Source organism: Tautonia rosea, assembly GCF_012958305.1.
Taxonomy (GTDB): Bacteria; Planctomycetota; Planctomycetia; order Isosphaerales; family Isosphaeraceae; genus Tautonia; species Tautonia rosea.
Genome location: NZ_JABBYO010000002.1, coordinates 244,867 through 266,720, shown reverse-complemented (window position 1 = coordinate 266,720; position 21,854 = coordinate 244,867). Strand labels below are relative to the sequence as shown.

The window sequence follows — 21,854 nt, the reverse complement described above, 5'->3', positions numbered from 1 at the left end:
GTACGGCTTGGGGTGTTGGTCCCGAGGTCGATGCGATCATGCGCTGCCGGATCTCATCGGCGAGGTCGTCACCGACGCTCGCCAGAGGGCTCGCTTTGACATCAAGGCCCCATTCCTGAATACGATCGATAAGGTCTTGGGCTTTATCCAGCCCGAGTTCTTTCGCTAACGCGTGGACACGGATCGACAACGGCTCCTCCTCCTGGCTTGGGACATCCGAGCCCATCGGGATGTCCCGGTCGGTATTGTGGTTTCGACCGACCGGTCGTGCCAGGCCAATTTTCCGAAACCTCCGGGCCGCATGCTGGCCGGGAGAGCCCGGAACAGGCGGATTAGGAGGAGGGAACGGCAGGGGCGGCGACTCGGCCGGTTCGCGGCGGTCTTGGCCGGACCGTCGCGGGGATCATGGTTCTTCGCGGTCCATAGCTGAGGGCTCCGGAGAGTCCGACCCCGAACCATCGGCCGAATTGGCGGTCGGGGGTTCGGGGGCAGAATGCGGGGAGGCCGGGCGATCGTCTGATTCCGTCGTCGAGGAGTCGGTTTCAGCGTCGGCCTCGGCCGGGGGTGGGACAACGTGACCGATGCGAATCTCGAACGGTGGGACGTCGGTTTCGTCGGGGTCTTCCTCGTCATCGACCGGTGGGTGGGTCACTTCGTGGCCGCGATGCTCGAGATGTCCTGCCTCGTCGGCCAGGTCAAGATCATGCGAGTCGTAGCTCGCACTGGTTTCAGTTTCGTCAGCCGAGTCACCATACTCGGGGGCCGGGGATTCGGGTAACTCCTGAGACTCGGCAGATTCGGTTGAGGACGAAGCACTTACGGCATCTTCGGAATCGAGACCGATAGCAACAGGCTCTTGATCACCCCCCGCGGAGGGTTCCTCGGGCAGTTCGGTCGATTCATCGCCTGCCGGAGGCTCATGACGGGATTCGACCGAGGCAGCACTTGCCAGTGACCTGGCACCTTTACGGCGAGGCGTCTCGTCTTGTTCGGCCAGTTCGGCCAGGTGCTCCGCCTGTGACACAAGACTTTGAGCCAGCGGTTCGTCGAAGCCTTCCACCGTGCTGACCAGATGGTCGATCTCCATGATCGACAGGTCATCGTAACTCAAGATGCCCTGCTCGACGAGTCGGTTGGCGAGGTCGGTGTCGCAACCATCCAGGGCTGAGAAAAGGCCAACGGCCTTGTCGATCAGCTCGTCCAGCTCCTCGCTGGTCATGATCTCAATGTCCCAGCCAACGAGCTTTGATGCGAGCCGAACATTCTGACCGCGACGACCGATGGCAAGCGAAAGTTGATCATCCCGGACTAGAACGATCGCCCGGCCGAGAAGATTGCAGAGAAGGACTTCCTCGATCTCCGCCGGCTGTAAGGCGTTGGGAATGAGTACCTGAAGCGCTTCATTCCAGCGGACGATGTCAATCCGCTCGCCACCCAGTTCGTCAACGATATTCTTGATGCGGGTTCCGCGAACACCAACACACGCGCCAACCGCATCCACTTTCTGGTCGAGGGAGCTGACTGCGACCTTGGACCGATACCCAGCTTCTCGGGCAAGGGCCCGGATCTGGATTGTCTGGTCGGCGATCTCGGGAATTTCCAGTTCGAACAGCCGTCTCACGAAGTCAGGATGAGTCCGACTGAGAATGATTTTCACCCGCTGGCCGACCTTACGGACATCGAGCACAATGGCCCGGACTCGCTCGCCGGGGTGATGGCTCTCCCCCGGAATCGATTCACTACGGGGAAGCAAACCATCCGTCTTCCCGAGATTGACCGTGACGGCTCCACCTTCAAACCGCTGAATGGTCCCCGTAACCATCTCGCCTCGGAGCACCTCGAACTCATCGAACAAGGTGTCACGTTCGGCTTCGCGAATCTTCTGAATGATGACCTGTTTGGCCGTCTGGGCGGCGATCCGACCGAAGTCGGGCGGTTCGACGGAGACACCATCCTTGAGCGTCGCGATTCGACCAGTATCCGGGTCAATCGTGACCTGAATCTCCTGAGCGTCCGGATAATGCTTCCGCGCGGCCGTTGCGAGTGCCGATTGAAGCCCATCAAAGAGGACTTCTTTCGGGATGTTTTTTTCCCGATGGATACTCTCAACAATCCGGACCAGATCGACGCTCATCCAACTCCTCCGAGGCGAGTGGCGGGCAGCCTGCATAGGGGCAGCCCGACCCTCCGGTACGAAACACCAGGCCGGGCTTTATCGCGAAAGCCCAAACCCAATCTTTCGCGACCGAACGCCGCTGGAGCAGCGTTGCAGGACCTCGACCGCTCCGGCCCCCGAGCCGGGCAATCCGCCACCCGACGGTCGCCACAATACCTTCGAGAAGGTGTGTGCGACCCGAAACCAGATGCGCCCCGACCCAGAACCAAGGCTCACAATCCGAACCTCAGCCCAGCAATCACTCTACCGACGATCTGAGGACACTGTCAAGCGACGGTCCGTCACGCATTCAGGGCCTGAGCAATCCCCGCCAGAACCAGGTGATTCCAGGTCGACTCCAGGGGGCAATTCGCCAGCGGATTGCACCGTCTCTCCGATGTCGGACACGAGATCAACGGATCACATACTGCGACACGCCATGAGTCAAACCACGCCACCACCACCCCGAGAACGCACCAACCAGCCAACTGCTGAATAATTTCCACCCAATTTGCCCAATTACCCCAAATCGGTTACCTTACACCATCGTCGATGGTCGTTGCGTTGTGGTGTCTGATCAACGTCGATTGGAAAAACGGCAGGTCAATCGGATAGCATAGACCGTCTTCGATTCGGCAAGGAGGTCGAGAATGACTGCAGAAACAAGCGTCCGTGGCACAGAGGTCGTTTCGAGTAAACCTGAGGGACGGGCTGATGAGTCGAGTGATCCGGAGACGGATAAGACAGTGGATCAACTTGGAATGTTTAGAAGGACGTACACTGCTTGACGGAGGGGCTCCGAACGTCCAGTTCGCTGAAGCACTCGTCGGCTCCGGTAACTCGCAGGATCCCTTTTTCTCGGTTGGAGGCGCGATCCAAGCCACGCTCGCCGATGATCAAGGACGGTTGTATCTTGCCGGCAGGTTTGACGGCACGGTGAATTTCAATCCGTTCCTCAGCCAAGCGCCGAATTCGCTCACGAACACGTCGGGGCCTGCGGATGGCTTTTTAGCACGGTATTCCGCCGATGGGAGTTTGGACTGGGTTTATCAGATCCATGTTGGCAACGGAGAGTCGTTCAATTTTACCAACATGGCTCTCTCGCCTGATGGTGACGTGCTGGCGGTGGGTAGTGCCTCCTCGGGGGTCGACCTCAGTGGAGCAGTCCCTCCAACTGGAACACCCTTCGACGCGGGTGGATTTCTGCTGAGCGTTGACGCCGACCAGGGGCAGTTTCAGTCCGTCGCCCGCTTCCGCGATCTGGCTGGGAACGCCAACAACAACTTGCCTCAGGCGGTGGGCGTGAACTCCTCAGGGACAATCATTGTTGCAGGTCTCCTCATCGGAGGAACAACTGACTTCGATCCGGGTCAGAATGAGGAGAATATTGCTGGCAGTAACGATTCGTTCGTCGCCAGGTTAAATGCGAATGGCAATTTCATCGATGTCTCAATCCTGGCATCGGATACAGGAAGTGCCGCGAATCGATTACGTGTCCAGAATCTTGCGATCGCTTCAGGAAATTCGGACATCTATCTCGTTGGATCGTACGGTGGAACGGTTGACTTTGATCCCGGCCCGGGACGAGTGGAACGCGTAGGGTCGGGAACGAGCGATCTCTTCCTCCTCCGACTTTCCAGTACAGGCGTTTTTCAGAACGTAACGACTCTGACCGGCCCAGGGGCGGGGCTGATGTCGAATGTCGCCCTGCTCGAGACGGGAACGTCTGTTGAAGGCGTTCTTGCTGCCGGCAACTTCAATTCGAACCTGACTCTGGAGAACTCCTCGATCGTTCTGTCGAGTCAGGGTTCGATCGATACGGTTGTTGGACGTTGGAGCCCGGATCTTTCTCAGGTGGATTGGGCTCATTCGATTGGCAATGCTCAACCTGTCTTCCCCGCTCCTGCGGGAGGACTGGCCATTGATTCCGGTGGAAACGTCATCGTTGGCGGCAATTTCGAGGGCACACTCGATTTAAGCTCGATCGGGGGAGATGTCTTCGTTTCCCAAAGCCAGGTTTCGTCAGGAACCAACAGCTATTACGCAGTCTTTAACGGAGATGGCGTCTATCAGCGTGGGTTCCAATTTGGCGGTCCTTCATCCTCGGTTTTTGCAGGTTTCTCCAGTCTGGACGTGGACACGTTGCTCGTCGCCGGATGGTATTTCGGGAATCAATTCCAGGTTGCAAATCAGACCCTTGCGACCCCGACGACAGATGCACAAAACCTCTTCATATCGAGACTGACCTATCAGGATCTTCCTGATCCCAACAGGCTCATCGGCGATTACGATGGCGACGGTGTGGCCGATCTTGCCCTCTATCGGTACAACCCGGCTTCCGGAGCGGCGGTGTTCCACCTCCGACTGTCGAACAACGATAACCCGAGTGTCTCGACCGTCTCGATCCCCAACGTCAGCCCGAACGTGATTCCGATCGCGGGCGACTTTGATGGGGACGGGAAGACGGACGTGGCGGTGGTCGATCCCTTTGCCCGGCTCTTCAACAGTCCGTCTCCAAATGCGACGGAATGGATCATTCGCCTCTCCACGACGGACCAACTGCGAAGGGTTCCTTTCGGTGGTCCCGGCAGCCTCGACCGACCCGCCCCGGCGGATTTCGACGGCGACGGCAGGACCGATATCGCCACGTTCCGCGCCAACAGCGACCTTGTTCCGGGTGCCGCCCAGTGGTTCATCTTACCATCGCTAAGTAACAGTGCCTTCAGTGTTGTCTTTGGTGCACCGGGAGGCACCGACCTACCGGCACCGGACGATTACGATGGGGACGGCCGGGCCGACATTGTCACGTTCCGCCCGGTGAGGACCCCGCAAGATGTTTCGAACGGGGTGCCCAACGCCGCCCAGTGGTTTATTCTTCCGTCCGTAAGCAATGACCTCACCTTTAGTGAACGACGGGGAGCCTTCGGTATTCTCTTTGGTGCCTCGGGCAACGCTGACCAACCCTCTCCCGCAGATTTTAATGGCGACGGGAGAGCCGAGATCGTCGGATTTCGGTCAAATAGTGATTTGAATCCTGGATCCGCAGACTGGTTCATCTTGCAGTCATCACCACCTAGCCCCGGCTTTTCGAATGGTATCGGAAGAACCTTCGGGGTTGCCAATGAGATTGCCGCCGTCGCTGACTATACCGGCGATGGGACTCCCGACCTGACGGTGTTTAATCGTTCCACCGGTGTCTGGACGATCCGCAGCGGGACCGATGGTCCAACGCAGTCCATCACGTTCAATCACCCGTTGGGTCAAGCCGTGCCGGTGCTCTCTCCGTTGTTCTTCCGTCTTCAGGCCTCAGGTAATCTTCCCACGCAAACGTCCGGAGTTGCTGTGGCGGCTCAATCGTCCCGTCGGAATGATGGCCTCTTGCTGTTTGACTCGGGAGGATCAACCTCCCCCTCTCCGATCGAATCAATCCGATCGCAGCGGGGCAGTCTGATTGACTCGGCCCTTGATTCCTTGATGGACGATCCGCTGGTCTGACCTGGAATTTCCGAACGATCAAGGACTCACTGCCCGACGGACTGAGGCTCGCTCAGTCCGTCGGCGGTTGACTTGAATCGCTTCTGATTCCCACAATGAGGATCGACGAGCTTGCGCCGGGCGATGGTCCCCGCTGGCGGCGGTTTGAGCGTCCATCGACCCTAACGCCGGGCTTCCCGGTGAAGTGATGGCAGTGGATCACGATGACCTCCACCGGATGCGGTCCAGCCTGGAGTCGGCTGGCCGCCGATCAACACGCCAGCGCGAGGAGATCTACACCTATCTCCTCCGTTCCGAAGACCATCCGACAGCAGAGCAGGTGTTCGAAGCCGTCCGACAGTCGATCCCGAACCTGAGCCTTGCAACCGTTTACAATGCGCTCGAAGCTCTGGCCGACGCGGGCCTGGTGATCAAGTTACCCTCGAGCGAGGGCTCAACCCGCTACGATGGGCGAGCGGATGGTCATTATCACCTGCGATGTCTGCGCTCCGGAGCAGTTGCGGACCTCTCGACCCCGTACGAGCCGGACCTGATCGAGTCGCTTGATCCGGGCCTTGCCGACCGCCTCGGTCGGCAAGGCTTCCGGGTGACCGGCTATCGACTGGAAGTGGTCGGCTACTTTGAGGACTGCTCGACCCACAGGATCGACGACCCTCAGGAGAACTGACGCCTTGGCTGAGACTTCGATCACCGCGATCGGTCCATTGGTCGATACTCACGCCCACCTCGACGACTCAAGGATGGCCCGCGACCTTCCCGGGGTCCTTTCTCGGGCCCGACAGGCAGGCGTGACTCAGGTCGTGGCCATTGGCACGACTGCGGAGTCATCGCAAGACACGGTGGCCCTGGCCCAGGCACACCGCGGAGTCGTCGCTGCGATCGGTATCCAACCGAACCACGGGTCCGAGGCTCAACCGGGCGACTGGGAGCGGATTGTTGAACTGACCGATGCGCCGAAGGTTGTCGCCATTGGTGAGACGGGACTCGACCGCTATTGGGATCGCACCCCGTTCTCGCTGCAGCAAGACCTGTTTGACCGACACCTCGCCCTGGCCTTCGAGCATGAGCTGCCAGTGATCATTCATTGCCGCCAGTGCGAGGCCGACACTATTGCCCAGCTTGAGCGACTTGGTCGTCCCGTCTCGGGAATCCTGCACTCGTTCACCGGCAACTGGGACGATGCTCAAGCATTCCTGGCGCTGGGACTTCACCTCTCCTTTGCCGGAATGGTCACGTTCCGCAACGAATCTCTCGACCCGCTACGCGAAGTTGCAGCTCGGATGCCCATTGATCGGCTCTTGGTCGAGACCGATAGCCCGTACCTGAGCCCCCACCCCTTCCGAGGGAAGACAAATGAGCCGGCTCGGGTCGCCTTGACCTGCAGTCGAATCGCCGAACTCCGAGGAATGGGGGCGGAAACACTGGCTCTCCAGACGACCCGAAATGCGCGTCATCTGTTCCGTCTCGATGACACCGAAACGATCTGAGGGCGAACCTTCACAAACGCCACCTACTCGCATGGATGAAGGACCTCGGTCTCGATGATCGATCCCACGCACCGTCGAGACCTTCTTTCAGAAAGAAAGGCCATTACCGATCGCCACGCCGTCCGCACCAATCGGACTCGGAATGGCGATCGGCAATGGCCTGTTACGGGATTCCCCCCGTTGCAAAACGCAACTCAGGTGGGATCCGCTCAGGAACCATCCCCGAGAGAGAGTTCCGTCAACTGTTCGGGAGTCGCTTCATGAAAGCTCAACCCACGTCGACGAAGCTCAAAATGCAAGCGAAGCGCGAGCAGGTGCAACTCGGGTGAATCAATCCGCCAGGCGATGTCGACCAGGTCGGGAGGGGAAACGTCGCCGAGGGCCTGCCCGCGTCGCTCGAGCTCGGCTTCGAGCCGGAGCACCATTTCAAGGGTCTCGGCATGAGCCTGTTCCGAGCCGCCGACAATCAGGCATTGCTCGCCGTTGATGATGCGACGGGGCGCGTCAGAATCTGAGTCATCGAGGCCCAGCCCGAGCAGCATGGCGCGCATCCGTCGACGGGGCCGGTGCCCCGGGGGGTGCATCGTCATCAAAGGTCGGCCTTTCACGAGTGGGAAGTCGGTCTCGGAAACCACCAGGGAGACCCAGATCGCGGGAGAGGCACCTTGAAGAGATTCCTCTCGTGATCAGGATCACCACGGGATTCATATCGGCTCCACACCGGCGACGGGCCAGTACCGAGGCAGGGGAATCCGCCCTCCTGACCGGAACAAGGCGGAACCCTGCTCATGCCTCTTACGACCCGCCCAAGAGGTCCCGAACGGTTGACTTGGCTACCCGGTACGCATGGCGCACTGTGATCGCTCGCGCCTCAATTTGCTCCTCATTGAATAAACGACCCTCACTCGGCGGTAATCCGGCCAGTGAGATCGTCAGCGGCAAGAGATCGAGGAACTGACGATATTTCTGTTGAATATCGCTGCCGGGGGTTGGTTGATCGGCCATGGCGCGGTCGCTCCAGAAGCTCGAGGAAAGACGTGATTGAACGAGCGTATCGGCACAAGCCGTCGTCGGGTCTGAACCGCTCGCGAGAATCCATCGTACCACCTGCAAAGCCTATCGCCGCCGATAGCTGCCTCGCAAGAGGCCGACCCTCGTGAACACAGCGTGTCACCAAGACAAGGTCGAAGTGACTTGACCGTCGGTCATCGGCAGGATAGGTTGGAAGAATCGATGTGATCCGTCCCATTGATGGGGCATTGTTCGCCTCATCTTCATTTTGTTGATCCTGACCACTCCCACGAGGAGGTCTTGTTTGATTCAGCGAGCTGTTGAGGAGCCCGACCTTGGCTTCTCTGACCTGGGGCTGAGCCCCGAGATGCTCGACGCTTTGCGACGTGTCCGCTACGCAACTCCCTCCCCGATCCAGGCCGCTGTCATTCCTGAAGCCCTTGAAGGAAATGACGTCATCGGCCAGGCCAAGACCGGCACCGGGAAAACCGCGGCTTTCGGCATTCCTCTCATTGAAATGCTCGAAGAACGCGGAAAAGGGCCTCAGGCTCTGATCCTCGCCCCGACCCGGGAACTGGCCCAGCAGATTGTCAGCGAGATGCAAACTCTCGCCGTAAATCACGATGCGGCCATCTGTGCCGTCTATGGCGGCCAGCCGATCGAGAAGCAGTTGCGAGTGTTGCAGCGCGGCGTCGACATTGTTGTCGGCACCCCCGGTCGTATCATCGACCACATTCGACGCGGTTCCCTTTACCTGGGTGACGTGGTTCACGTCGTCCTGGACGAAGCCGACCGCATGCTCGACATCGGGTTTCGGCCCGACATCGAGAAAATCCTCCGGCGGGTTCCCGACCCGCACCAGACGTTGCTCCTCTCGGCCACACTGGACACGGAAATTCGTCGTCTGGCCGACAAGTACATGTACAAACCGGTCGAACTGCTTCTGTCGAAGGACGAGCCTTCCGCCGAAACCGTCAATCAGTTCTATGTGACGGTTGATCAGGAAAAAAAGACCGAACTCCTGCTGCATCTGCTTCGTCGCGAGCGACCCGAGCAATGCCTCGTCTTCACTCGCACCAAGCGTGGTGCGGATAAACTGGCTGATCGGATCAAGCGCGTGGTGAAGGGCGTGGCCGTGATTCACGGCGATTTGCCCCAGAGCGCCCGAGAGAAGGTGATGAAGGCTTTCCGGACGGGTGACATTCCTGTTTTGGTTGCCACCGACGTGGTCGGTCGAGGCATCGACGTCAACGGCATCAGCCACGTCATCAACTACGATATTCCGGACGACCCGGAGAACTACGTTCACCGGATTGGCCGGACTGGCCGGATGGGCCGTAACGGTGTCGCCTACCTGTTCGTCACCCCCGACCAGGGCGAACCGCTGACCAACATCGAAATGCTCATGAACCGAACCATTCCGCCTCTGCCGCTCGGTGAGTTCGAAGCACATGATGCCTCGGGCAAGCTTCAGCAGAAACGTGGTGCGTTCAAAGAGTTATTCAGTTATCTTTGAGCATTCGCTTTCCCTCCCTGCCCTCTCCAGGCGGCAATCGCTGCCTTGATTCGGTATCCATGCCTGCGGGCCGATGACGGATCCAGCGGATCAATTCTGCCAGGCGATCGAACCATCGGCCTTCGACTTTCGTGGGGGTCTGTCACTCCTGGTGGCCCCCACGCGGTGCCGTGTGTGTTGCTTACGATGATACCGACGACTCAGGATCGTCGGTCCCCGATCGCCCAGTGTCTGTTCGCGATGCATTCAGGCGCACCCGAGCCAGTGCCCGAAAGATTGCGGGCGCATCCTCCAGGAGCGATCGCTGAGTCTCATCGTCGGATGATCGACCGGAATAGCGCATCGCATCACTCGTCTCCATCATCGTCTTGACCCGGTCGGCGAGCGAGAGGTCGTCTGTGAGGGTCGCGATCGCCTCATGAGCCTCGGGGGGGGTCAACACCCCTTCCGGACGGCCAGTTGCCAGGTGGAGATACGCAACCAGTGAAGCCGCTGCGAAGTCGGCGCGGGCCAACCCTTCCATGGAGCGCATCGCACGCGCGGCCCGAACCGCCATTCGGTTCGGCGAACGGTGCCAGCGGCGAACGGTTCGCCACAGGACCCCCATCACGATCGTTCCGACTCCGGTGATCCCAATGGCGTTGAGGAGCCAATTCCAGTCACCCTGGCTCGCCTGAGGTTCCTCGTCGAAGTGGGCCACTTCGATCATGCCAGGGTCGAACCGAGGGGGATCGGCGACGCGAAGGGAAACACCTTCGGTACTGACGGTTTGATAACGCCGTGTTTCAGGATTAAACCAGGCTACGAGAACCGGAGCGAGCTTGAGTGTTCCAGCCTCTGTGGGCCGCACTCGATAGGAAACCGTTCGAGTCGGAGGAGAGAGATCGAGTCTCGACGCTTCCGGCTCGACCGCTGCAGGAAGCGTTCCACCGTCCGATCCTCGGAGCCTAGGCCGAACCGTCGAGCCCAGCGCTCCGTCACCCTTCATCCGAACGGAAATCAGGAAGGATTCGCCGAGACGGATTGCTCCTGCCTGGGTCGCCCATTCGAGTTCGATTGGCCCGATCCCTCCGAGAAACCAGGGGGGTCTGCCGAAGGCCGGAGGCGAGACCGCATTGAGCCGGATCGGTTTGCTTACTCCATGACGGTCGCCCACTCTCGCCCGGAACGCCGGCACAATCACACTGCCACTCGTCCTGGGAATAAGCAAGAGCTCAAAACGATAAAGATTCGTCTCGTGAACCATCGCTCCGATCGATCCGGCCGTGATCGGTCGAACATCACTCCCAACCAAGAACAGATCGACTTGGGCAACATCTGGGAGATCAATCAACGGCGTCTCCTCTTCCGCCGTGACCAGAAGTCGGACCGGGATTGCCTGGCCAACGTAATGCGGGCCTTCCGGGATGTCCTCAAGTCGAACCGGTAGCCGGCTCTCCTGAGCAGCTAGAACTCCCGATCCGAACACCATGGCCAGGATCCCTACTCTGAGCCAGCACACGCGACAAATCATCGGCGGATTCACCACTCGAGGTCGCTGGCGATACCCTTTGTTCAGCCCTCGCCTGGGGGAACCGATTCGGGAGTCGTGCATGAATTCGGCGATGTGGGGTCCGAGAAATGGTCTTCCCAATGGCCGTTACCAGTTGGGGGCGTCTCGTAGAGCTGACGGGACACGCGGCAGGTCAGGAAAACGCCGTTCTCGGGCATCTCGAATGGAATCGAGCGCGCGGGTAAGCCTGTCGGCGGGAGAGCCCGACCGGGGGGAGGAACGTCCTGAGGCGGTACCGAATCCGGGGGAAGCGGTTGTCCCAGTAGGCCCCTGACTGCCTGGATCCGTCTCCGGCAGATCGGCGTTCGCTGAATCGGCCATTCCGGCATCCTCGTCTGATGGTCGATCCTCGGGGATCTCGGAGGAGTCGTCCCGGTCAGGATCACCCGGGGTCTGAGCAGGTCCAGGCGGGGTGCCTCCCTGGGAGGGGGGCTCGACAGATTCCGACTGTCGAAGCGCAAACAACCGATTCTCTCTCGCAAAGGAGCGAATCAGATCGTAACGCTCACCGGCAACGGTTGAACCGAGGCAATCATCATAATGACCGATGGCCGCAGACAGATCACCCAGAGTGAGGGAGCAATTCCCCATGGCATAATCAATTTTGAGTTTGAGTCCTTCGTCGGCGCGATTCTGGGCAAAGCGATAACGTGCTTGGGCTTCCTCGAATCGACCGAGCTGATACAGCGTTGCAGCAACATTGTATGAAGGGATCGCAGCTTCGGGGGCAAGTCGCTCCGCCAGTTCAAAGGCGTTGAGCGCGGCGTCATAATCACCCTGATCAAACGCTGATCGTCCAGCAGTGATGGCCTCAGCCACCGATCGGAATTCATCGGAACTCTCCTGGACCATCCCCACCGAAACCGCGGTCATACCCATCACAAGCATCCAGGACGTCCACCAGGGTTTGCGCCGAGGGATGGGCTGCGGCCAGGGCCAGGCACCCATCAGACCAATGGCCAGCCCGAGGAGGAGAAACAGGCGGAAACGCTCGGACCGTTCCGGCCTTAAGAAGGCCTCTCTCGCCCGTTGTTGCACCGGAATTATGTGCTGTTCGTAGAGTTCAGAAAGGTCTGCTGAGGCAAGTCCGATCGGCAAGAAGGCGCCTCCGGTGGCCAGGGCGAGGCCTCGGAGTTCACGATCGACCCGTTGCGATTCGACCAACTCGCCGCGGAACCGCAGCAGAGGCCGATCCTCACCTCGAAGCGGACCGATGGGAATCGGATGGCCTTGATCGCGGTCACCAAGGGCGATCGTATGAACCACCACACCACGGTTCCGGGCTTGCTCTGCTCCTTGTTCCCATTGCCTCGCATGATCTTCACCATCCGAAATGATGATCGCAATACGGCCCCCGTCTCGGGGCTCATCATCGAAAGCGTCGAGTACGGTTTCGAGTGCTGCACCGAGGTTTGTTCCCGAGGGTTCGACACCGCCGGGTCGAAGGGATTGCAAGACCTCGACAACCGCTCCCAGATTGGTCGTCAAGGGGCATCGAATCACCCCTCTGTCGGAGAACGCGACGACCCCCACTCGATCGCCAGACTCGCGTCCGATGACTCGGGTCAGCCCCTCCGCGACGAACACAGCATTTCCGAGCCGATTGGGGCTCACGTCCTCGGCCGCCATGCTCCAACTGACATCGATTGCCAGGATCACATCTCTCCCGGGTGGTAGAAGCGCAGTCGGTTCTCGCCCCCAGCGAGGCTGGGCCAGTGCGACAATGAAGGTCGACATCGCCAAGAGCCACACGCCCCCCCCATCGCCTGGCGACCGCCCCGACTGCGTAAGTGCCTTCCAGGCCAATCGACGGCGGCGATCGGCAACGATGACCGTCACACCAACCATCGGCAACAGCGCAAAGCACCAAAGCCATTGAGGCTGAGCAAAGTCCAAGAGAATCGGGGCTCCCGGGTTGGCTGGATCGAAGGCCGTCATCGAGGGTTGGGCGAATCCCCAAACTCGAGGTCAGCCCCTCTGATCGGCATCGAACGTTGGTGTCGAAACGCGAATCATCGGTGATCTCAAATCAAGCATGTCCAATCGTTCTGGGCTCTGACCAAGAAAGCCTTCAGGAAACTGGCAGGCGGCTGGTGCGCTCGTCGAGTTCAGGGAAGTCGTCGGGCTCGGGTTGCGGAAGCAACGCGATCCAGCGCAAGCAGCACCAGTGCGGCGGCGACCCAGGGCGGATACTCCTCGCGATATCGGGTCAGGATTTCTCCGGTGAAGGGCCGTTGTTCCAGGGTGTTGATGCGTTCGAACACCTGTTCGAGCATCTCGGCACTCTCGGCAGAGAACGCCTCTCCATCTCCAAGTTCGGCCCAACGGTCGAGTGCGATGGGATCATACCCCTCCTGAAGTTGCTCAGGGTACGAAATCCCTGTACCGGGCACGTCGACGCGGACCATTCCTCCAGGAGCCCCAACCCCGATGGTGTAGAGTCGGGCGCCAAGTCGCCGGACCAGCGTGGCGGCCTCGTCAGGGTCGAGCCAGTCGGGTGTTGCCGCGACGTCGGGCTCATTCTGACCATCCGTCAAAAGCACAATGACTCGTTCGGACGGCTCCGTCTCAAGAACCGACTGGAGCGACCAGGCAATTGCATCGCCGATATTCGTGGCGTTCTCACCAGGGCGAGCCGGGCCAAGCGTGGCCAGGAGTGCTCGAAGCACATCATGATCAAGGGTTGGGGGACAGATCAGATCCGGGTAGGTACCGAAACCGACCAGCCCGATCAGGTCATCGGGCCGTCCCATAATGAAGCGATCAATCGTTCTCCGGGCGGCTTCGAGCCGGGTGATGAAGGTCCCATCGCCGCTCGGAACATCCTCGGCCGTCATGGTCAGGCTCTGATCGACCGCGAGCAGAATGGACACCCCTCGGCCGGCGAGAATCGTCCGACCGGCCACCGTCTGAGGCCTCGCAATTGCCACGACCAGACAGGCGATTGCCATCGCCCTGAAAGTCAAGCAAACCTGTCTGAGCCAGCCCGAACCACCCGACCTCCAGGATCGTGGAGGAATAATTCTCAGCGATGACCACTGCATACGTGGCCGAACTCGCTCCGCGACCCAGGGCATGGCCACGAACAGAAGCAAGATCAAGCACCAGGGATCGGCAAGACGCATCATTCCATCACGGTGCGGCGATCGGATCGGGAAGTCTCTTCCATTGAGGAGCCGTAAAGCTCCCGCGTGATCATGTCCAGCAATCAGATCGGCTATTGTCCAACTCTGGAGGAGTGTCGAGCAGCCAGGGCTCGGGCAAGGGCCGCCTCCGGATCGGGGTCGAGGGTCGTTAAATGGCCCATCTTGCGGCCAATCGGCGCCGCCCCTTTGCCGTAGAGATGCAGTGAGGCCGACGGGTCGGTTTTCAGAGTGTTCGACCAGTCGGGCGAACCCCCTTCCCAGAGGTCTCCAAGCAGATTGACCATTGCCGCGGGCGAGCGCAGCGTGGTTGGCCCGATGGGTAATCCGCAAAGCGCCCGGACCTGCTGCTCGAACTGACTGGTCGTCGCCGCCTCGATCGTGAGGTGACCGGAGTTGTGCGGACGAGGGGCGATCTCGTTAACCCTCAGCGTCCCCTCGCGTGCCAGGAAAAACTCAGCACAGAGGACCCCAACGTAGCCCATTGCCTCGGCAATCGTCCCGGCCATGTCTCGGGCTTCTTGCGAGACGATCGGCCCGACTGGAGCCGGCATGATCGTCGAATCAAGAATGTGCCGCTCATGGCGGTTCATACCAACGGGAAAGGTCTCGATCTGACCATCCTGCCCCCTGGTAACGATTACGGAAATCTCGGCCATGAAGCTGACGACTCCCTCGGCCACACAGGGAACCCGGCCGAGCGACTCCCAGGCAGCGATCGCCTCGCCAGGCTGCTCGATTCGAACCTGCCCCTTGCCGTCATACCCTGAAGATGCCGTTTTGAGAATCATCGAAGGCCCGACTTCAGCCAAGGCATTTGCCAGTTCGTCTTCGGAACGGACCGGCTTCCAGGGAGCTGTTGGCAGGCCATGCTGTGAGAGAAACGTTTTTTCCCGCAAGCGATTCTGGCTGATACGAACCGCTCGCCAGTCGGGCCGGGTCGGAATCCTCGCGGCAAGCCACCGAAGGGCCGCGCTGGAAACATTCTCAAACTCGACGGTGATCGCCTCAACCCGAGTGATGAAACGCTGAAGCGTCCGGAGGTCGTCGTCCTTGCCCCTGACCACTTCGTGCGCGACCTGAGCAGCCGGACTGTCGGGTTCGTCAGTCAGCACGACGGTGCGGTAACCCATGCGTTGCGCGGCCTGGATAAACATCCGGCCGAGCTGGCCTCCACCGACGACACCCAACGCCGTGGGTGGCAAAAGAATCTCGGTTCCAGCACGAGAACTCATACCGGAGACTCCGGGACCGACTCGGTTTGCGAGGCTCGAAATGCGGTCAGGGCCGCTCGGATCGCGGGATGTTGCCTCGCGAGGATCGCGGCGGCAAGCAGTGCCGCATTCGCGGCGCCGGCCGCACCGATGGCCAGGGTGCCGACGGGAATCCCTCGAGGCATCTGGACAATCGACAAAAGCGAATCGACCCCCTGAAGCGTCTTCGACTCGACCGGCACGCCAAGCACAGGCAATTCCGATACCGCCGCCAGCATTCCCGGCAAATGGGCCGCGCCTCCGGCTCCAGCGATGATCACCTGGAGTCCCCTCCCCTCCGCTTCCCGACCATAAGTGACCAGGCGATCGGGGGTTCGATGGGCCGAGACAACGCGCACCTCATGAGGAACCTCCAGACTGGTGAGGAGTTCCGATGCATGACGCATCGTTTCCCAGTCGGACGTACTGCCCATGACGACGCCAACCATCGGGTTCACAGCGTTTGGGAAAGAGTGCTCGCCCATGTAGATGCCAATCGCCTGCTCTGCTCGATCTGGGGCCAGTCCGAACCGTCTCCATCCGTCGACGGTCCTCCGTTACCCCGAGTGTCAACGTCGGGGCTGACCTACAATTCTATCAGGGAAGACGAGACGATGCCCTCTCCCTGCCTTTGCATGATCAGCCGGGCCGGTTTGACCCAAACCCAACAAATGGTTCCCGGCTCGGGATTCGGTTTGCCCAATTGCGCAAGTCCAGCACACATCAGGACCCCGGGTTCTGAGCCGTCGAAACCTAGGTCTCGCCCCCCGTCGATCGCCCTTGCCGCAGCCGGAGGTGGAGGTGTACAGTTAGCCGTAATGTTGGTCAATCGAGCGCTCAACCGAGCGTTCACCAGACCGACAATGCTCAATTGATCTCGCCAACACATCGTTCTCTCGGACCAATGCTAAAGGGGGGTTAACGACCGGAAATGTCGACCGATCTTCCCCCTTCGTTTGAGGTGTATCTCCTGGGACTTATCGATTTTGATGAGGCCCAACTGCTCCAGCAACGTCTTGTTTACGATCTGGGAGAATCGGAGGCCGCCGGAGCCCTGGTGCTCTGTGAGCATCCTCCCACGATCAGCATTGGCCGCTCGGGAAGCCGGGCGCACATCGTGGCCGACGACGAGGAACTGAAACGACTTGGGATTGGTGTGCGATGGGTCAACCGCGGCGGGGGCACCAGCCTCCACCTTCCCGGTCAGCTCAATGCCTACCTGACGCTGGATCTCTCCCGAGCGGGTCTGGACCTCCGAACCTACATCGATGGACTTCACCGGGCGATCATTGATTTACTGGCCGAATTCGACCTGAAGGGTTCAGCCCGATCTCCCCTGCCCGGTGTCTTTATCGGCAACGCTCGGGTCGCGTCGGTCGGCGTGGCCGTGAAGCGCTGGATCGCCTATCATGGATTGACGCTCAACGTTGGCCCGTATCTGGAACCATTCCAGATTCTCGACGAGCCTGGTCTTGAGGGTCGCTCGCTTCGACTGACCTCGCTGGAAGCCCAGCGACAGCGTCCTGCCCCGATGCCAAAGGTCCGGGAATCGTTGATCCGGCACCTGGAGAAGACCTTCGGGCTCAGCCGGCATCACATCTACACCGATCACCCGATGGTCCGCCGCAAGGCCCGATTGCATGCCTACGCTCAAAGCCTCGGATAAGAATGCTGTTCCCACCTCAATACCCTCCTTGCCGATCGTTGGACCCGACGGTCGAGCCGTAGCGGAGGTGCCGCATCGACGGCTTCCCTCCTGGCTCAAACGACCCTTGCCTGCCTCCGGCGGAATGGGACCAACGGCTCAATTGATCGAGGAACTCGGCCTCGAAACGATTTGCGAGTCGGGAAAGTGTCCGAACCGCTCCGAGTGCTGGACGCGCAAGACCGCCTCGTTCATGATCCTCGGCGAGGTTTGCACGCGACCTTGTGGCTTCTGCTCGGTTCCCCGAGGCAAGCCCGACGCCCCCGCAAGTGATGAGCCCGATCGCCTGGCCGAAGCCTGCGCGCGGCTCGGCCTGAGGCACGTGGTCATCACCTCCGTCACCCGAGACGATCTGCCCGACGGCGGTGCCGAGCACTTCCGCCGTTGCATTCTTGCTGTCCGAGAACGCACCGGAGCCGTCGTCGAGGTTCTGACCCCGGACTTTGATGGTGATACCACAGCCATCGACATCGTCCTGTCGGCATCTCCCGAGGTCTTCAACCACAACCTCGAAACCGTGGCTCGGTTGCAGCGTTACGTACGCCGGAAAAGCCAGTACGCCGTCAGCCTCGCCGTGTTGAACCATGCCAAGCACGCCCGGCCCGATCTTTTGACCAAGAGCGGCCTGATGCTGGGCCTCGGCGAAACAACCGAGGAGGTCATCGAAACAATGAGCGACCTCCGCGATGTTGGTTGTGACCTGCTAACGATCGGTCAATACCTTCGCCCTTCGCCGAAACACCTTCCGGTCGAGCGTTACCTCCCCCCCGAAGAATTCGACGAACTGGGCCAGATTGCCCGTTCCCTCGGCTTCCTGGATGTTGCCAGTGGTCCGTTCGTGCGCTCAAGCTATCATGCCGACCGAATGGCAGCATCGTCTTCAGGGGATCAACCTTCTGAACAACTGGCCCCCGCAACCTTTCCGATCCTTCCCACTTCGATGGAATCATGATCTCGATTCCTTCAAAGTCCCGATCGATGAGGATCGTTCCTCTCCTCTTCACATTGATCGTTTGAGGTCTCCCCGTTCAAGAGAGAGCCACAACGCCATGAATTCCCTTCTCAGAAGCTCGACCCTCCTGCTGGCCCTGCTCACGCCCATGATGCTCATCTCGGGATGTGGCGGCAACGATCCTGCGCCGATCGCCGCCGAGCCAGACGAACCGCTGAAACTTGGCGATGATTCACCGCTCGATCAGCTCGGCGCCGATCCGAATCAGAACTGAGGGTTTCCGGGCCTCCCCGTCACGATTCGCTGCTTCAAGCAGCCTCGTCAGTGAGGCCTTCCTCGAACTCTGGGTTCGATTCGTCACCGGCTCGAGGAACCGATGGGAAGCGTTGTCACTCTAGGAATCGGATCCGGAACGAATTCCTAAAACCAGCGAAACGAAGGCTGTCGATGCGTTGCCCAGCTTGCGCGATCTTCTTCAACAAATCTTCGCAGTTTGCACACACGATTCTGGCTTGAACATGGTAATTTAGTCAGACCCGAGATAAATTGGTAATCCAAGTCTCCATCCTCGAGACTTGCCTGGGCACGTTGACGGTTATCCCTCCTCGGGGTCACCCGCCTCCAGGTTTTTCTCAGGCCAGCGAGTGAGCGACGATGTTCCGAAAGATGCTGGTAATGGCAACCACGACGAGCATGCTTCTCTTGGCGTTTCTGCTTCCCGGCTGCGGTTCCAATTCAGGGCGGGCTCCGGTGAACGGTGAGCCCCCTGTTCCGACAGCTGAAGAGAAAGCAGAACTCAAGGTTGATTACAGTCAAAAGTAATTCGCAGACCGAAATTGACCGTCAGTTTTCCTGCCTCGAAGATCACTTCCCATCCTCCGCCCAAGATTCCCCGAGAGGAAACCATGAATCCTGCTGTCCGCAACCGGACCAGACGATCCGGCTTTACACTCATCGAACTTCTCGTCGTCATTGCCATCATCGGTGTCCTGATCGCCCTGCTCTTGCCGGCTGTGCAATCGGCCCGAGAGGCCGCCCGTCGCAGCCAGTGTATTAATAACCTGAAGCAACTGGCCCTTGCAGCGAACAATTACGAAAGCACCTATGGGAGCCTTCCGCCCGGCAATTTGAATCAGCGATGGGCCGGCGGCGGGAACCGTTGGTACACCGGCGTAAATAGCTTCGCCTTCATGCTTCACTTCGTCGAGGCCGGCTCACTCTTCGAAGCGTATAATTTCGATCTCTCCATGAGAGACGGTGCGAATGTCACGGCCGCGGCAACGAACCTTTCGGTTCTTTGGTGCCCAAGCGACCCGGAAGTCTCCGAACTTAATCCGTTGCACCCCTGGTACGACTTCCAGCCTCCTGGCTTTACCCAGGCTGCTCGAAGCTATGTGGGCAACCGCGGCACATTCTGGATGACCGACTTCCGCTACAACACCCTCGATCCCTGCTATGCGACCGTGACCCGAACGGCGACCGGCACGATCTATGACGGTAGCTCGGTCAAGCTTGCCGAAGTGCGAGACGGCACCAGCAACACCTTCCTGTTCAGTGAAGCTGCGTTCGGTGAACTCTGGCCCGACTCCCGCAAATACTGGAATCGTTGGTGGCACTCCGGCTGGATGGAAGATGCCTTCTTCGACACGACCGCCCCGATCAACAAGGCTGGTCGTGGTAAGACCCCCCATAGCTGGCACAGCGTGACTGCGGCCTCCAGCTATCATCCTGGCGGTGCCAACTTCGCGTTCGTCGACGGCTCGGTTCGTTTCCTCAAGGACACAATCAATACCTGGCAGCTCGGGACTGACGGTTTGCCGATTGGCCACCAGTACCAGACTTGCGGTGGCTGGGGATATTACACCCAGGGCACGGCTGTCCCGGGTGTCTATCAGGCCCTCTCGACCCGTCGAGGTGGTGAGGTCATCAGCGCCGATCAGTTCTGAAGATTCGCCTGATCCAGTTCCGCTGAATCTCTGCTGAATTCCACGCCGGGACTTCCTTGATGGCAGTCCCGGCGTGTTTTTGCGCGAACCCTGTCGTGCCCTGCGATTTCTGCTAGATGTATCCCGCGGACCAATCCGGTATGATAACCGTTGCTCTGCGTTTCGTCTGTCGGCCTATCCCCGTGATTGATCCCCAGCGAGCCTGAACGATCGAGACCCGCCCGATGCCCGCGACGCTGTTCGAGAAGGTCTGGAACCGCCACGTCGTGACCTCGACCGAGGACGCGACCTTGCTTTACATTGACCGGCACCTCGTTCACGAGGTCACAAGCCCTCAGGCGTTCGAGGGGCTCCGCCTCACGGGCCGGAAGGTTCGTCGGCCCGACCTGACCTTCGCGACCCCCGACCACAATATTCCGACCGACGACCAGCTCAACATCAAGGACGCGCTTTCTCGCCGACAGGTTGAGGCCCTTCGCGCTAACTGCCGCGAATTCGGCGTCCGCCTGTACGACGTCGGCAGCGGCCACCAGGGGATTGTTCACGTCGTCGGCCCCGAACTGGGCATCACACTCCCGGGCCTGACGATCGTCTGCGGCGATAGTCATACCAGCACCCACGGCGCCTTCGGCGCGCTCGCCTTCGGCATCGGCACCAGCGAGGTCGAGCACGTCCTGGCCACCCAGACGCTCTGGCAAGGGCTCCGGCCGAAGTCGTACGGCATCGAGGTCACCGGGCGGCTCGCTCCCGGCCTGGAACCGAAGGACATCATCCTGGCGATCATCCGGGCCATCGGTACCGGTGGCGGTACCGGGACCGTCTTCGAATACTATGGCCCGGCCATCGAAGCCCTCTCGATGGAAGGCCGTATGACCATTTGCAACATGTCGATCGAGGCCGGAGCCCGTGCCGGGATGATCGGGCCCGACGACACCACCTTTGCCTTCCTCTCACGGGAAGACCGCCCCTTTGCCCCCAAGGGAGCAGCGTTCGACGCCGCTGTCAAGGACTGGCAGGCCATCCGAACCGACGACCCTTCGGCGTTCGACAAGCACCTGACTATCGACGCCTCCTCGCTCGTCCCTCAGGTGACCTGGGGAACGAATCCTGGGATGACCGTCGATGTGACCGGCGTGATCCCCGACCCAAACGACGTTCCCTTCGCCTCTCGCGAGGATGCCGAGCGAGCCCTTGCCTACATGGGCCTGAAGCCCGGGACGCCGATCAACGAGATCCCGGTCGACGTCGTCTTCATCGGCTCCTGTACGAACGGACGCATCGAAGACCTCCGCTCGGCCGCCGCCGTGCTCCAGGGGCGCAAGGTGTGTCCGAGTGTTCGGGCCATGGTCGTACCCGGCAGCGAGGCCGTCCGCGCCCAGGCCGAGGCCGAAGGGCTCGGCCGCATCTTCACCGAGGCCGGGGCCGAGTGGCGAATGTCCGGCTGCTCGATGTGCCTGGCGATGAATCCGGACAAGCTCACCCCCGGGCAGCGATCCGCCAGCACCTCGAACCGAAACTTCGAAGGCCGTCAGGGGCCCGGAGGCCGTACCCATCTCGTCAGCCCCGCCATGGCCGCCGCCGCCGCCGTCGCGGGCCATTTCACCGATGTTCGTACGCTCCTGAACGGGGGAAACTGACG

Annotated in this window: 17 protein-coding genes; 9 read left to right on the top strand and 8 right to left on the bottom strand. The window is 60.3% G+C overall.

Annotated features, from left to right (window positions below; all coding sequences use genetic code 11):
- Window positions 1–403: 403 nt before the first annotated feature.
- Window positions 404–2,134: a transcription termination factor NusA gene (gene nusA, locus HG800_RS03835; RefSeq protein ID WP_169973932.1), complete on the bottom strand. Its 1,731-nt coding sequence runs from the start codon at window positions 2,132–2,134 to the stop codon at window positions 404–406.
- 1,113 nt (window positions 2,135–3,247) lie between these two features.
- Here nusA and HG800_RS03830 point away from each other — a divergent pair.
- The 3 genes from HG800_RS03830 (at window position 3,248) to HG800_RS03820 (ending at window position 7,137) form a co-directional block, all read left to right on the top strand.
- Window positions 3,248–5,650 carry an FG-GAP repeat domain-containing protein gene (locus tag HG800_RS03830; RefSeq protein WP_169973930.1) on the top strand — a complete coding sequence of 801 codons (2,403 nt, stop codon included), beginning with the start codon at window positions 3,248–3,250 and terminating at the stop codon, window positions 5,648–5,650.
- 187 nt (window positions 5,651–5,837) lie between these two features.
- On the top strand, window positions 5,838–6,317 hold the full coding sequence (locus HG800_RS03825; RefSeq protein WP_169973929.1) for a Fur family transcriptional regulator: 480 nt from the start codon (window positions 5,838–5,840) through the stop codon (window positions 6,315–6,317).
- A 4-nt stretch (window positions 6,318–6,321) separates the two neighbouring features.
- Entirely contained in the window at window positions 6,322–7,137 is an 816-nt protein-coding gene (locus HG800_RS03820; protein ID WP_235963237.1) for a TatD family hydrolase, read from the top strand.
- Window positions 7,138–7,346: 209 nt separating this feature from the next.
- On the opposite strand, the gene HG800_RS03815 is transcribed toward HG800_RS03820, so the two are convergent.
- Both HG800_RS03815 and HG800_RS03810 read right to left on the bottom strand, forming a co-directional pair.
- Window positions 7,347–7,679: a hypothetical protein gene (locus tag HG800_RS03815; RefSeq protein WP_235963235.1), complete on the bottom strand. Its 333-nt coding sequence runs from the start codon at window positions 7,677–7,679 to the stop codon at window positions 7,347–7,349.
- A 253-nt stretch (window positions 7,680–7,932) separates the two neighbouring features.
- Window positions 7,933–8,142 carry a hypothetical protein gene (locus HG800_RS03810; RefSeq protein WP_169973924.1) on the bottom strand — a complete coding sequence of 70 codons (210 nt, stop codon included), beginning with the start codon at window positions 8,140–8,142 and terminating at the stop codon, window positions 7,933–7,935.
- Between the two features lie 310 nt (window positions 8,143–8,452).
- Here HG800_RS03810 and HG800_RS03805 point away from each other — a divergent pair, with 310 nt between their 5' ends.
- Complete coding sequence (locus HG800_RS03805) at window positions 8,453–9,664, top strand: DEAD/DEAH box helicase (protein ID WP_235963234.1); 1,212 nt, start codon at window positions 8,453–8,455, stop codon at window positions 9,662–9,664.
- A 181-nt stretch (window positions 9,665–9,845) separates the two neighbouring features.
- On the opposite strand, the gene HG800_RS03800 is transcribed toward HG800_RS03805, so the two are convergent.
- From HG800_RS03800 to purE, 5 genes are all read right to left on the bottom strand, one after another.
- A complete protein-coding gene (locus HG800_RS03800; protein WP_169973922.1) occupies window positions 9,846–11,135 on the bottom strand; it encodes a BatD family protein in 1,290 nt (429 codons plus the stop codon).
- A gap of 168 nt (window positions 11,136–11,303) precedes the next feature.
- Entirely contained in the window at window positions 11,304–13,112 is a 1,809-nt protein-coding gene (locus tag HG800_RS03795) for a VWA domain-containing protein (RefSeq protein ID WP_169973920.1), read from the bottom strand.
- A 212-nt stretch (window positions 13,113–13,324) separates the two neighbouring features.
- Entirely contained in the window at window positions 13,325–14,167 is an 843-nt protein-coding gene (locus tag HG800_RS03790) for a VWA domain-containing protein (RefSeq protein ID WP_169973918.1), read from the bottom strand.
- A gap of 266 nt (window positions 14,168–14,433) precedes the next feature.
- Window positions 14,434–15,594 (bottom strand): 5-(carboxyamino)imidazole ribonucleotide synthase, encoded by a 1,161-nt coding sequence (locus tag HG800_RS03785; protein WP_169973916.1) that lies wholly within the window; start codon window positions 15,592–15,594, stop codon window positions 14,434–14,436.
- Entirely contained in the window at window positions 15,591–16,097 is a 507-nt protein-coding gene (gene purE, locus HG800_RS03780) for a 5-(carboxyamino)imidazole ribonucleotide mutase (RefSeq protein WP_169973914.1), read from the bottom strand. Before purE ends, HG800_RS03785 begins: the two co-directional genes overlap by 4 nt.
- A gap of 446 nt (window positions 16,098–16,543) precedes the next feature.
- On the opposite strand from purE, the gene lipB reads away from it, so the two are divergent.
- From lipB to leuC, 5 genes are all read left to right on the top strand, one after another.
- Entirely contained in the window at window positions 16,544–17,278 is a 735-nt protein-coding gene (gene lipB / locus HG800_RS03775) for a lipoyl(octanoyl) transferase LipB (RefSeq protein WP_169973912.1), read from the top strand.
- Window positions 17,253–18,269: a lipoyl synthase gene (gene lipA / locus HG800_RS03770; protein WP_169973910.1), complete on the top strand. Its 1,017-nt coding sequence runs from the start codon at window positions 17,253–17,255 to the stop codon at window positions 18,267–18,269. Before lipB ends, lipA begins: the two co-directional genes overlap by 26 nt.
- Before the next feature lie 97 nt (window positions 18,270–18,366).
- Window positions 18,367–18,543, top strand: a complete 177-nt coding sequence (locus HG800_RS03765) for a hypothetical protein (protein WP_169973908.1) — start codon at window positions 18,367–18,369, stop codon at window positions 18,541–18,543.
- Window positions 18,544–19,174: 631 nt separating this feature from the next.
- The gene (locus HG800_RS03760) at window positions 19,175–20,215 is read left to right on the top strand and encodes a DUF1559 domain-containing protein (protein ID WP_169973906.1); all 1,041 of its coding nucleotides are present in this window, start codon (window positions 19,175–19,177) and stop codon (window positions 20,213–20,215) included.
- A gap of 224 nt (window positions 20,216–20,439) precedes the next feature.
- Entirely contained in the window at window positions 20,440–21,852 is a 1,413-nt protein-coding gene (gene leuC / locus HG800_RS03755) for a 3-isopropylmalate dehydratase large subunit (RefSeq protein WP_169973904.1), read from the top strand.
- Window positions 21,853–21,854: the final 2 nt, after the last annotated feature.

Coding starts and splice junctions, on each gene's coding strand:
- nusA (WP_169973932.1), bottom strand. CDS start 2,134: ATGAGCGTCGATCTGGTCCGGATTGTTGAGAGTATCCATCGGGAAAAA.
- HG800_RS03830 (WP_169973930.1), top strand. CDS start 3,248: ATGGCTCTCTCGCCTGATGGTGACGTGCTGGCGGTGGGTAGTGCCTCC.
- HG800_RS03825 (WP_169973929.1), top strand. CDS start 5,838: ATGGCAGTGGATCACGATGACCTCCACCGGATGCGGTCCAGCCTGGAG.
- HG800_RS03815 (WP_235963235.1), bottom strand. CDS start 7,679: ATGCTGCTCGGGCTGGGCCTCGATGACTCAGATTCTGACGCGCCCCGT.
- HG800_RS03810 (WP_169973924.1), bottom strand. CDS start 8,142: ATGGCCGATCAACCAACCCCCGGCAGCGATATTCAACAGAAATATCGT.
- HG800_RS03800 (WP_169973922.1), bottom strand. CDS start 11,135: ATGGTGTTCGGATCGGGAGTTCTAGCTGCTCAGGAGAGCCGGCTACCG.
- HG800_RS03790 (WP_169973918.1), bottom strand. CDS start 14,167: ATGGCAATCGCCTGTCTGGTCGTGGCAATTGCGAGGCCTCAGACGGTG.
- HG800_RS03785 (WP_169973916.1), bottom strand. CDS start 15,594: ATGAGTTCTCGTGCTGGAACCGAGATTCTTTTGCCACCCACGGCGTTG.
- purE (WP_169973914.1), bottom strand. CDS start 16,097: ATGGGCGAGCACTCTTTCCCAAACGCTGTGAACCCGATGGTTGGCGTC.
- lipB (WP_169973912.1), top strand. CDS start 16,544: ATGTCGACCGATCTTCCCCCTTCGTTTGAGGTGTATCTCCTGGGACTT.
- lipA (WP_169973910.1), top strand. CDS start 17,253: ATGCCTACGCTCAAAGCCTCGGATAAGAATGCTGTTCCCACCTCAATA.
- HG800_RS03765 (WP_169973908.1), top strand. CDS start 18,367: ATGAATTCCCTTCTCAGAAGCTCGACCCTCCTGCTGGCCCTGCTCACG.
- HG800_RS03760 (WP_169973906.1), top strand. CDS start 19,175: ATGAATCCTGCTGTCCGCAACCGGACCAGACGATCCGGCTTTACACTC.
- leuC (WP_169973904.1), top strand. CDS start 20,440: ATGCCCGCGACGCTGTTCGAGAAGGTCTGGAACCGCCACGTCGTGACC.